Source organism: Robertmurraya mangrovi (assembly GCF_034427655.1).
In the GTDB taxonomy this organism is placed as follows: domain Bacteria; phylum Bacillota; class Bacilli; order Bacillales; family Cytobacillaceae; genus Robertmurraya_A; species Robertmurraya_A mangrovi.
Map to the genome: position 1 here is coordinate 209,084 of NZ_JAXOFX010000006.1, position 10,746 is coordinate 219,829.

Annotated in this window: 13 protein-coding genes and 1 pseudogene; 8 read left to right on the plus strand and 6 right to left on the minus strand. The window is 36.5% G+C overall.

Going from position 1 to position 10,746, the window contains the following annotated elements:
• Nucleotides 1–109: 109 nt before the first annotated feature.
• The 4 genes and pseudogenes from SM124_RS24155 to SM124_RS11850 form a co-directional block, all read right to left on the minus strand.
• Nucleotides 110–340 (minus strand): annotated as a pseudogene (locus SM124_RS24155) (transposase); the annotation flags it as partial.
• A 311-nt stretch (nt 341–651) separates the two neighbouring features.
• A complete protein-coding gene (locus SM124_RS11840; RefSeq protein ID WP_322446729.1) occupies nt 652–801 on the minus strand; it encodes a hypothetical protein in 150 nt (49 codons plus the stop codon).
• 448 nt (nt 802–1,249) lie between these two features.
• Nucleotides 1,250–1,429, minus strand: a complete 180-nt coding sequence (locus SM124_RS11845) for a hypothetical protein (RefSeq protein ID WP_322446730.1) — start codon at nt 1,427–1,429, stop codon at nt 1,250–1,252.
• 84 nt (nt 1,430–1,513) lie between these two features.
• The gene (locus SM124_RS11850) at nt 1,514–2,491 is read right to left on the minus strand and encodes an SDR family oxidoreductase (protein ID WP_322446759.1); all 978 of its coding nucleotides are present in this window, start codon (nt 2,489–2,491) and stop codon (nt 1,514–1,516) included.
• A 423-nt stretch (nt 2,492–2,914) separates the two neighbouring features.
• Between SM124_RS11850 and SM124_RS11855 the strand changes: the two genes are divergently transcribed.
• From SM124_RS11855 to SM124_RS11880, 6 genes are all read left to right on the plus strand, one after another.
• The gene (locus SM124_RS11855; RefSeq protein WP_322446731.1) at nt 2,915–3,079 is read left to right on the plus strand and encodes a hypothetical protein; all 165 of its coding nucleotides are present in this window, start codon (nt 2,915–2,917) and stop codon (nt 3,077–3,079) included.
• A 1,121-nt stretch (nt 3,080–4,200) separates the two neighbouring features.
• Nucleotides 4,201–4,446, plus strand: a complete 246-nt coding sequence (locus SM124_RS11860; protein ID WP_322446732.1) for a spore gernimation protein GerQ — start codon at nt 4,201–4,203, stop codon at nt 4,444–4,446.
• A gap of 16 nt (nt 4,447–4,462) precedes the next feature.
• Nucleotides 4,463–4,831, plus strand: coding sequence for a spore coat protein (locus SM124_RS11865; protein WP_322446733.1), 369 nt, complete (start codon nt 4,463–4,465; stop codon nt 4,829–4,831).
• A gap of 18 nt (nt 4,832–4,849) precedes the next feature.
• Nucleotides 4,850–5,986, plus strand: coding sequence for a zinc-dependent alcohol dehydrogenase (locus SM124_RS11870; RefSeq protein ID WP_322446734.1), 1,137 nt, complete (start codon nt 4,850–4,852; stop codon nt 5,984–5,986).
• Nucleotides 5,987–6,003: 17 nt separating this feature from the next.
• On the plus strand, nt 6,004–6,198 hold the full coding sequence (locus SM124_RS11875; RefSeq protein WP_322446735.1) for a hypothetical protein: 195 nt from the start codon (nt 6,004–6,006) through the stop codon (nt 6,196–6,198).
• A gap of 18 nt (nt 6,199–6,216) precedes the next feature.
• The gene (locus SM124_RS11880; RefSeq protein WP_322446736.1) at nt 6,217–6,516 is read left to right on the plus strand and encodes a spore coat protein; all 300 of its coding nucleotides are present in this window, start codon (nt 6,217–6,219) and stop codon (nt 6,514–6,516) included.
• Between the two features lie 122 nt (nt 6,517–6,638).
• Here SM124_RS11880 and SM124_RS11885 read toward each other — a convergent pair whose 3' ends face one another.
• Entirely contained in the window at nt 6,639–7,736 is a 1,098-nt protein-coding gene (locus SM124_RS11885; protein ID WP_322446737.1) for an L-dopachrome tautomerase-related protein, read from the minus strand.
• A gap of 307 nt (nt 7,737–8,043) precedes the next feature.
• On the opposite strand from SM124_RS11885, the gene SM124_RS11890 reads away from it, so the two are divergent.
• Nucleotides 8,044–9,051, plus strand: a complete 1,008-nt coding sequence (locus SM124_RS11890; RefSeq protein WP_322446738.1) for a DUF3231 family protein — start codon at nt 8,044–8,046, stop codon at nt 9,049–9,051.
• 78 nt (nt 9,052–9,129) lie between these two features.
• Here SM124_RS11890 and SM124_RS11895 read toward each other — a convergent pair whose 3' ends face one another.
• Nucleotides 9,130–9,993, minus strand: coding sequence for an SDR family oxidoreductase (locus SM124_RS11895; RefSeq protein ID WP_322446739.1), 864 nt, complete (start codon nt 9,991–9,993; stop codon nt 9,130–9,132).
• A gap of 195 nt (nt 9,994–10,188) precedes the next feature.
• Between SM124_RS11895 and SM124_RS11900 the strand changes: the two genes are divergently transcribed.
• Entirely contained in the window at nt 10,189–10,623 is a 435-nt protein-coding gene (locus tag SM124_RS11900; RefSeq protein WP_322446740.1) for an Rrf2 family transcriptional regulator, read from the plus strand.
• Nucleotides 10,624–10,746 lie beyond the last annotated feature (123 nt).

Sequence of the window (10,746 nt, forward strand, 5' to 3'; positions counted from 1 at the left end):
TTATTATAAAGGATTTTATAGCTTCTTTCTACACTTATTAAGAATTACTTCACTCTTACCCCATACTTTACCTGCTTCGGAATATTTGCCCTAACCAGCCCGTTAGCACAAGAAATTCCTCCACTGTTTCTGTCTCATTCTTTTCCTTCCCATCTGTTTTATCCTTATATTTAAATGTTACACATATGATATACCTCGATACGATTGAGTCCAATCGCAGGTCAACGAATATAACGGCCATATATCGTAACTGCTCTTTTACATTTCCCTTCTGTTTTGGGGCATGCACATAGAAGCCTTCAACATTATTGTTGAACGCCTTTTGTAATCGTGGTTCTAATCCCTGTCATGTTTAAACTTGTTTACGAATGAATAAGACAAAATGCCTTTCCACATTTCTGACAAGAGTTGAACAAACTCTATTATTTTTTCGGTATATAGAAAAAATAACAAGTCCCATAGTTCCTACGGATGAACCAACAATTACACCTGTGAGACAGACCTCGTCTTTCTTTGCAACATTAGAACTCTCCTCTATTTTAGGAAAATGCAATGCGAAAATAAATTTAATGGAATGAGTTCGTGGAAATAGTATAAACAAATGGACGGGGCTTATCGTTTCTTTTAGACAATAGGAACCGCCCACCTGTTTTAATGTTCATATGTAATATCTGCAGAATTGTCATAATCAGAACGAAATCCATCTATTTGATAAGACACACTCTGAATATCGGCATTATTTTCTAAAGCTTCTTTCAAGTTCCTTCTTTTATAACTAGATTGCTCGTTTCTTGACTTCATTAAATGATCTCCAATTTATATTTTCTTCATTATTATTCCAAAACAAACAAGCAAAAATGTACCCTATCAGCCTACTTTTCCCCTTATTTGATTATTTTTGGCTTCAAATCTCTAACTTTTTGCTGTATTTTCTACGTTTTTACAAGATTAGGCATTTCGACAGAATTTTTTTATCTGGTTATATTTAGCCTACCCTGGAATACATTTGGTAAGCGCGCTTTCCTGAAAGGGATTGTTATGGAGAGCTTTAATCAATTAATGAAAAAATATGAACCGATGATTTGGAAAATTATTCAAACGTTACACAATTTATAATACGATATTGACGACTACTAAAACCATTTAGTATTTTTCTTCACTCTAACATTCATTAAATTATTGCTAAAAAAACAAAGGGACGCTTCTGTTCGGCATCCGAAAAGTTAGATTTCACTCTATCTTTTAGGGATCACATCGTAATTAAACCACAACCACCGTCCCCTTGTTGACTCGCTCCGCCCAATTCCTTTGCATCCACCATACCCATAAAAATAACATCTTCCTTTTCATAATCACTGATATAAAAATAGGCATTCAACGATCTTTTTGTCGCCACACTATCTAGAGTATCTTCAAAGAGATCAAACACACTCTAGAAGAGGCTGCTCCAAAAGGGTTGCATCAACCTTTTAAGTGCCGCCTCTCTTTCAGTTTATTCCATTTAAACTGCTGATTATGAATGAGTAGATTCCCCACCGTCTACATGAAGCACTTGGCCTGTAACGAAACGAGAATCATCAGAAGCTAAATACACATATGTTGGGGCAAGTTCAAATGGATGGGCTACCCGTTGCATCGGGTTAGAGGCACCATATACAGCAACCTGGTCTGATGAGAAGCTAGCTGCGATAAGAGGTGTCCAAATCCGCCCAGGTGCTACAGCATTAACCCGGATCCCTCTATTTACCACATTTTTTGCCAATGCGCGCGTGAATCCCACGTTAGCTCCCTTTGTTGCAGTGTAATCAATCATTTGTTTTTCTCCAACATAAGTCACTACAGAAGAAGTTTGGATGATTGAACTTCCCGGTTTCATGTATGGAAGTGCTGCTCTGGTTGTATAGAAGTGGGAATAGATATTCACCTTAAATGTATCATCGAATTGCTGGTCCGTAATGTCCGTTAGGCTCTTTTGCTGGAACTGGATCCCTACATGGTTGCAGAGGACATCCAGACGGCCAAATGTCCTTATGGTTTGCTCTACAATTGCAACACACTGCTGTTTATCCCGCAAGTCACCCGGCATTAACAAACAACGCTGACCGAGTTGTTCGATCCTCGTTCTAGTTCGGTTTGCATCCTCATGTTCATTTAAATAAGCGATGGCTACGTCCGCGCCTTCTTTGGCAAATGCAATTGCGACTGCCGCCCCAATTCCGCTGTCACCACCTGTAATAAGCGCGACCTTTCCTTTTAATTTTCCGCTGCCCTTGTAATTTGGGTTTTCTATGATCGGCCGGGGCACCATTAAACCTTCTACACCTGGATGAAAGAGCTGGCGCTGTTCCGGCAAATTCAACGGAATTTCCTCATACCTAGTTATTTTCCCATAGTTAGGGTACATCGGGTATGGGTGTTCCACTTTGTTTGCATCAAATGCTTGTTGCAGCTGTTGGATTTGCTGCAGCTTCATTTGATTCTTCGTACCCATTACATGATTTTTTTGATATTGGCCCATTACGTTGTCCCCTGGATACTGACCCATTTGTGACATGTGATATTGAGGCATTTGAGGCATCTGGTAATAAGGAATCTGATTCGCTTGTTGCATATAATTCATTTGCGGTTGGTGCATTGGGTCCATGGAATCCATTTGATTCACAGAAACCATATCTTGCATTTGATCCATCCGTGGCATTTGGCGATCTATCTTATCTTGACTCATGGCAAACCTCCTGATAGTAAACGTTCTGTTTACAGTATGATGGGCAGAAAAGTGAAGTGCCTGTTTCCAATCCACAAATTATATTAAAGGGTACCTGTTCCAGACTATCTTGGAAACAAAGACTTGCTCCTCAATGATGGGCTTTGAATAAGGTAAAACGTAAGATAAAATATCAAGGAGGCTGCTATTTTGCGATTCGAATTTAATCCGGAAGTAAAATTATTGCTGGTAAACTATTCCGATGAAAAAGTAAGGATGGATTATATCAATCATTCCTGGCCAATGTCTGAAATAGGATGGAGACCTCCATTCTATACAAACCCTCGTTATGGTTTTAATTACTCTATCATTTAGCAAGTTTATATTTTTTAGGTTTAGGTCAGTTAAAGGATAATCAAAAGTCAATCTGGGCATATTCCTACTTGCAAAAGTTCAAAAACGTCGAAAAGCCTGTATTATGGAGTAATCTCTAATACAGGTATTTTTGATTTCAGATAGATTAATAGCGCTTTGTTTGAAAGTGGTCCGAATGAGTTATTGCAATTTGGAACTCTTTCATGTGTGAAGGATATTTCGAACTAAAAACTATCGAATTAGTACATAGGCTGACCGTAATAATATAATCAAAATTCTTGGAAATAGTCTTAAAGAAGAGTAATGAATTGAGGGAATAACGCTGAATGTTTCAAAAAGCTGATTAAATTATTATCTAACTGCAATTGAATAAAAATAAGTTTCAAGAGAAAGATATTGTTGCAGCATTAATAGAAAAGGCGGTGATATTAATGTATCGTAATAATAATCTGGCTGGTTTAGGAATAATTGCAATCCTTATAACATCTATTTACACTGCAATTTTAGCTTCACTACTTATGAAAACTAAAGAACGGGTTGATTATATTTATCATAAGGAACGTTCAAATAAAGATGTTTAAATACGGCGATGACTTCATCGCCTTTATTATTTATTAATCACTAATTAATCACCCTTTCTTTACTACGCAGTTATTCTCTACTACGTAATAACATCCCACCCGATACCCGAAACAAGTTAATACACAGCTTGTTAAATATAAAAAGGGTTGGAATTGGAAAACCACTTTTTATTCGCTTTCTTTTTCCTTATTTATTGGTCAGAATTTCAATGTCTGTTATAAGACGTTTCTTTAATAATAATTATGATTTTTCTTAGATGAAGGTTCTTAATCAAAATAAGAGTACAAAGGTTGAGGCGTTTCTTATTCCTTTCGTATCATAAGTTCAACCAGATATTTCTGGTTGAACATTTTTGTAGCTATTAGAAAAAAACCGCCACAGCAATCATCCTCAGCTATCACAATAAATGAATTCCCCAATTATGAATATTCCAACCTTTATAGCTAATTAACGAATTTTAAAAAACATTAAAGAATGTTTCTCTCCTATTTTGGAACAATACAATTGATTGTATTAAGGAATAAGGAGGTACATTAGAAATGGATAATCAAAAATTAGCCGATCATGAATCATTGGATTTACACGAAATTATTAATTTCAAAACCCTTTGCTTAGCGAAATCAAAACTAATGCAAGGACTCGTATTTGATCAGGATTTGAGAGCATTAATGCAAAAAGATGTTGAACAATCCATGCAAGCGCTTGGAGAATTACAGGCAGTTTATCAACGTGCACCTTTTGAAGCTCCTGTTCCTCAAAACCGGCCAACACCAATAGTAAATTGATAAGGAGGCAAATTCATTGAATCATGACTATTTAGACCCTATAAACTCGCTTCACGTACCCGAGCTAGCAGATACCACATTTGCGATGGATTTACTTCTTCGTGCCAAAGAAGGTGTACGAAATATTGCTGTCGCACTAACGGAGTCTGCATCACCTGACGTTAGAACCATCTTACGAAACCAATTAATGCAAGGTATTGCCATGCACCAAGAAATAACAGAACTAATGATTAATAAAAAATGGTTCCATCCATACGAACTAAGTGAACAGTATAAACTAGACCAACTCTCTGCTAACAACACAATGATGATTGCCAAAATGAACCTATTTCCTGTTGAGACCAATAGAAAAGGTATGTTTGACCGGACACCGGATGATCACTAACACTGGAGGCTGTAACCAATGAAGGCAGTTACGTATCAAGGTATTAAAAATGTTGTAGTCAAAGAAGTTCCAGATCCAAAGATTGAAAAACCAGATGACATGATTATTAAAGTAACGAGTACAGCTATATGTGGGTCTGATTTACATTTAATTCATGGAATGATTCCAAATATGCAGGAAGACTATATTATCGGCCATGAACCTATGGGAATTGTCGAAGAAGTTGGTCCAGATGTGACTAAGGTAAAAAAGGGAGATCGAGTCATTATCCCTTTTAATATAGCATGCGGTGAATGCACTTATTGTAAAAACCATTTGGAAAGCCAATGTGATAATTCAAATGATAATGGTGATATGGGTGCCTATTTCGGATATTCTGGTAATACGGGTGGCTATCCAGGCGGGCAAGCTGAATATTTAAGAGTGCCGTTTGCCAACTTTACTCATTTCAAAATTCCAGAGACCTGTGAAGAACCAGATGAAAAATTATCCGTTATCTCTGACGCTATGACTACAGGTTTTTGGAGTGTTGACAATGCAGGCGTGAAGGATGGAGATACAGTTATTGTTTTTGGCTGTGGTCCAGTTGGTCTTTTTGCTCAAAAATTCTGTTGGTTAAAAGGGGCAAAGCGAGTCATTGCCGTTGATTATGTCAATTATCGCCTGCAGCACGCCAAGCGTACCAACAAAGTAGAAATTGTTAACTTTGAGGACCATGAGAATGTAGGAAATTATCTTAAGGAAATCACCAAAGGCGGTGCGGATGTTGTCATTGACGCTGTTGGTATGGACGGTAAAATGACTGATATGGAGTTCCTTGCGAGCGGAATGAAGCTTCAAGGCGGAGCATTAAGTGCGTTTATCATGGCTTCACAAGCAGTGCGTAAAGGCGGGACAATTCAAGTTACTGGCGTTTACGGGGGCAGATATAATGGTTTCCCATTTGGAGATATTATGCAGAGAAATATTAATATCCGCTCTGGGCAAGCTCCTGTAATTCACTATATGCCATATATGTTTGAATTAGTTTCGACAGGTAAAATTGATCCAGGAGATGTTGTGAGTCATGTACTTCCACTTAGTGAAGCAAAGCATGGCTATGAGATTTTTGACACAAAAATGGATGAATGTATAAAAGTTGTGTTGAAACCTTAAGGAAGGAGGTATAAAAAATGAACTACGCCTTACATGAAGTTCTTGAGGTCCATGAGATGGCGGCATTTAAGACCACTTGTTTAACTAAATCCAAAACGATGAAAGCGTTAGTTACAGATCAGCAATTAAAAGATATTATGCAGCAAGATATTGATGTATCTACGAGACAATTACAAGAATACACTTCTATCCTTTCCAATGCTAAGCAGTAAATTAGGAGGTGAATGAACATGAATCCAATCATTGAAACTATAACTGGCATGGACGCATTATCGGATCAAGTGGTTACAATGGATCTACTCATTTCGGCTAAAAGTGGAGTTAGAAATTATGCCATGGCAGTTACGGAGGCAGGAACACCGGAAATTAAAGAAATGCTCACTCGCCATTTAGTGGATGCTCTTGATATGCATGAACAAATATCCACATATATGGCAGAAAAAGGATGGTACCATGCTTGGAATACAAACGAACAAATCAGTTTGGATTTAAATAATATCAATACAGCATTGAACTTACCGACATTATAAAACTTCCAAGGAACAGTTTAACAATCACCAGAAAACTGTTCCTAGCAAACCATTTTTAGTTTATTTCGCAGAAGTAAATAAAATTAATACTTCTTGCTTTCTAGTGTTTGATTTAATCTATATTATGAAAAGGTCGGAGCAGGAAATTCATTAATTTTTATACGAAGTAAGCTATAAGGTTTCTGTCGTAGGTCTTTTCCATAATGAAATCTAGGCTGCCGATGTAATTGGTTCACTATGACATACAAATATTGATCCGGACCAATTGAAAAAGTATCCGGCCATAAAATTCTCGGATCATGAGCGATAGTTTCCATTATGCCATTTGGCAATATTTTACGGATACTGTTGTTTTCATAATCCCCAGCATAAACCGTTCCCTTTGCATCGCTGATCATACCATCAGATGCACCTTTTTCTCCCCAATACTCCACATGATAAGGTAAATCCATATCCGGTATCGTTTGGTCTCTCAGGGCTACTGTTGAGATTGAGAACAGATGACGACTTGTTAGTGGACAAAAAAATAATACCTTTCCATCAGGAGAAATCGCAATACCGTCAGACGCCAATCTAAATGGAGAAGTTGAACCATCTTTGTTTCGATTCATTAAAATTTGACCTTCTACTTTCGGTAAAAAATAGGGATCGGGTGAAGTTGAATTTGCACCATTTAACCGTCTAAACGCGTCTCCATTCGATAAATCTACAACGATAATAGCTCCTGGTCCTCTTGAAGAAGAGTCCGTTATATAGGCATAACCTGCCGTTCCAACACGAAAATCAAAACGGACATCATTCAGATAAGTTGTAGGTAGGACAACATCTTCTGTAAAGGTATATACTTTTCTTATTGTATTAGTTGCTAAATCTACAGCAACTAACTTTGCCCCCCCTTTAATAGGTTCAGAAAAATTAGGTGCCGCTGTATCCAATATCCAAAGCGTTCCCCTTCCATCAGCCACTACACTTTGCACACTAATGAAAGTCATCAGGATATTCTCAGGGGAAACCAAATTAGTTTGTAAATTAGGATAAGGCTGCAATTTATCCCCAACAATTTCCGCAACCGTAAATTTAACATCGTCTCCCCATTTCGGAAAGCAAATAAAAATACGACGAGTTTCTGAAACAGTAACACCTGTAGGCATAGCCCCATAAAATGTATAAACTAGTTCTAAATTACCGAAATATTTTTCACTAGGTAACATAGGTTTCATATTATCCTCCTCAAGGATTCAAACGGGATATCATCTATATATGATTTATATTTTTTCTAGTGCATGTTCTTAACAAGGTTTCTATTACGAAAAGATTTTACTTTATAGGTCTCTAGAGGAGGGTGAATTCAATTAGCAGGTAGCGAAGTTCCATTTGCTGAATATTTGAAAAGCCCTTTTTAGTTATGATATCTCCCTTCTCAAACCAAAAAATTATTAATTTTCCATGCAATATTACATAATTGATAAAAAAAAACCAGATACTTGTAATAGAATATAAAATTAATCTTAAAAAGGATTTGATTATATGGATAATACAAAGGCTGCAAAGTTAACTGCGGGTGAGTTAGCACACTGTTGGGAACAGTTAATGAATAATAGTATGTCAAATGTTATTTTGGAGTATCTTACCTTAACATCAGAACTAGAAGAAGTTAAATCTCTTTGTAGTGAGGCGGGTTCTATTTCTAAATCTGCTGTACAATTTTTTGAATCTGTTCTACGAAGTGAAAACTATCCAATCCCCAAAGGCTTTAACATTAGAGATGATCTAAATCCAAATGCCCCTAAGATGTATACGGATGTTTTTATACTATTTTATTTAAATAATATGTCTAAAATTGGAATGGCCTTAACAAGTATGGCACTATCCGATTCAGTAAGGGAGGATATCCGCAATTTCTTCCACGAGCAATTAAAAAACGTTTCAAGTTTATATGTACGTACAACAACTGTTCTATTGGAAAAGGGAGTCTTTGTAAGACCTCCTTCCATTACCTCCACTCATGAAACAAGCCCCGTTGCAGATAAAGGATTTTTGGGTAACTTCTTTAATGATAATAGAGAATTAACGGCAAGAGAAGCAAATGAGCTACACAAAAATGTTTTTATGAACTATATTGGTAAAAACTTATTAATAGGATTTATCCAATCTACATCTAATCAGGAATTAATGAGTTTATTGCAACATGGAAAAGAATTATCTTTAAATATTATAGAAAAATTAGGTGATATTTTAATTCAAAATGATTTGCCTATTTCAATGACTTGGGATACAAATGTTTTGGATGGTAAAACATCTCCTTTTTCGGATAAATTAATATCTTATCTATTAGACCAACTTAATCGTGATGGTATCGCCAGTTATGGATATAGTGCAGCAGTAAGTATCCGAAAAGATTTAAAAACTACATATGCAAAGATAATGGCTGATGTGTATCAATATGAAGAAAATATAAAAACCTTTATGATAAAAAATGAGTGGATGGAGAAACCTCCTGTTGCACTAAATAGGGATAAGCTTGCTAAAGACTAGACAAAAAAGCTACCAAGTACGGTAGCTTTTTTGTTTATCAAAGGAGTATTCCAAATCTTCATTATTCTTTTATGTTGTTTATGAAATTTGTTTAACGAGTTGGTTCAATGCTTCATTAATCGGAGTAATTGGACGACCAAGAATTTTCTCGAAATCATTGCTATTTACTTCTAGTGAACCATTCCGAATGCTTTCTTGAATCCCTACAACAATCGGGATCACAAAATCAGGTAAACCTAAGCCTCTCATGATTTCTGCATATTGTTCGTCACTAACTTGTTGTACAGGTATATCTTTACCCAGTACATTCCCAAGAGCAGATGCCAATTCATCTTGAGTTAAAAGTGGACCTGAAAGTTCATACACTGTATTTTCATGTCCGTTTCCAACTAGGACGGCTGCAGCAGCATCAGCGTAATCTTGTTGTAGTGCCCAACCTACTTTACCTTCCCCAGCAGATGTTACCCATGGAGCTCCTGCAAGAGCACCTTGAATGCCTCCAATTTCGTTTTCCAAATACCAATTGTTACGTAGGAAAGAATACGGGATACCCGTTTTAATGATAGCTGCTTCAGTCGCAACATGAGGTGGAGCCATTAAATTTTTGCTTTCAGTAGCATTGGCTATGCTTGTGTAAGCAATAAATTTTACCCCTGCACGTTCAGCTGCTTGAACAGCATTAGCATGTTGTTGAATTCTTGTTTCATTGTCACCATCAGCAGAAATAATTAATAATCGGTCAATGCCTTTAAAAGCATGATCTAATGTTTCTGGTCGGTCAAAATCACCTTGACGAACTTCCACTCCACGATTACGAAGTCCTTCTGCTTTCTCTGGATTTCGGACACTTACCACCACATTACTTGCAGGTACTGATTTCAATAACGATTCAACAACCTTTGAACCTAATTTTCCCGTTGCCCCAGTAACTAAAATTTTCATTAGTATTCCCTCCGTTTATGATTTATCTGTAACAACATTGACTACATGTATTTAGTTTAGTTACATGTAACTGTTTTGTCAACAGGTGAAATATTATATATGATTTTGTTCATATTTTGGTATAATAAAACTTGTAATCAAAACAATTACATGATAAAGAAAAATAGTAATAGTAGATAGAGGCGGTGACTGAACATGTCCATCAGCAGTCGATTTGCAGTAGGAATTCATATATTGGCTCTAATTGAATTAAATAAGGAAGGAGTTACTTCTTCTGAATTTATAGCCAAGAGTGTTAATACGAATCCAGCTGTTATAAGAAAACTAATGGGGATGTTAAAAAAAGCTGGTTTGATAGAAGTAAATCCAGGAATTGCAGGTGCTAAACTCGCAAAGGAATTATCTAGTATCACTCTGTTCGACGTATATAAGGCAGTAAATGTTGTCCATGAAAAAGAGCTGTTTAGCATACACGAAAGTTCACATCCTGATTGTCTTGTAGGAAGGAACATCCAGAATACAATTGAGCCTTTATTCACAGCTGCACAATTAGCAATGGAGAAGGTTCTAAAAAACGTTACTTTAGAAGATGTTGTGAAAGACATCGCTACTAAAGAAAATAACTGTTAGAAGAGCCTGGGACAAAACCCACCTCAAAGATGAAAAAGCCGGTGAAATTTTACGACGAGTAAAATTTCACCGGCTCTAATTATTTTTGGAATAAAAATAAGGACCACTTCTGATAAAATAAAG

Bases quoted from the DNA above. Each gene is read 5' to 3' on its own strand.
- SM124_RS11890 (WP_322446738.1), top strand. From the start codon at position 8,044: ATGGATAATACAAAGGCTGCAAAGTTAACTGCGGGTGAGTTAGCACAC.
- SM124_RS11895 (WP_322446739.1), bottom strand. From the start codon at position 9,993: ATGAAAATTTTAGTTACTGGGGCAACGGGAAAATTAGGTTCAAAGGTT.
- SM124_RS11840 (WP_322446729.1), bottom strand. From the start codon at position 801: ATGAAGTCAAGAAACGAGCAATCTAGTTATAAAAGAAGGAACTTGAAA.
- SM124_RS11885 (WP_322446737.1), bottom strand. From the start codon at position 7,736: ATGAAACCTATGTTACCTAGTGAAAAATATTTCGGTAATTTAGAACTA.
- SM124_RS11850 (WP_322446759.1), bottom strand. From the start codon at position 2,491: ATGGGTACGAAGAATCAAATGAAGCTGCAGCAAATCCAACAGCTGCAA.
- SM124_RS11900 (WP_322446740.1), top strand. From the start codon at position 10,189: ATGTCCATCAGCAGTCGATTTGCAGTAGGAATTCATATATTGGCTCTA.
- SM124_RS11870 (WP_322446734.1), top strand. From the start codon at position 4,850: ATGAAGGCAGTTACGTATCAAGGTATTAAAAATGTTGTAGTCAAAGAA.
- SM124_RS11860 (WP_322446732.1), top strand. From the start codon at position 4,201: ATGGATAATCAAAAATTAGCCGATCATGAATCATTGGATTTACACGAA.
- SM124_RS11880 (WP_322446736.1), top strand. From the start codon at position 6,217: ATGAATCCAATCATTGAAACTATAACTGGCATGGACGCATTATCGGAT.
- SM124_RS11875 (WP_322446735.1), top strand. From the start codon at position 6,004: ATGAACTACGCCTTACATGAAGTTCTTGAGGTCCATGAGATGGCGGCA.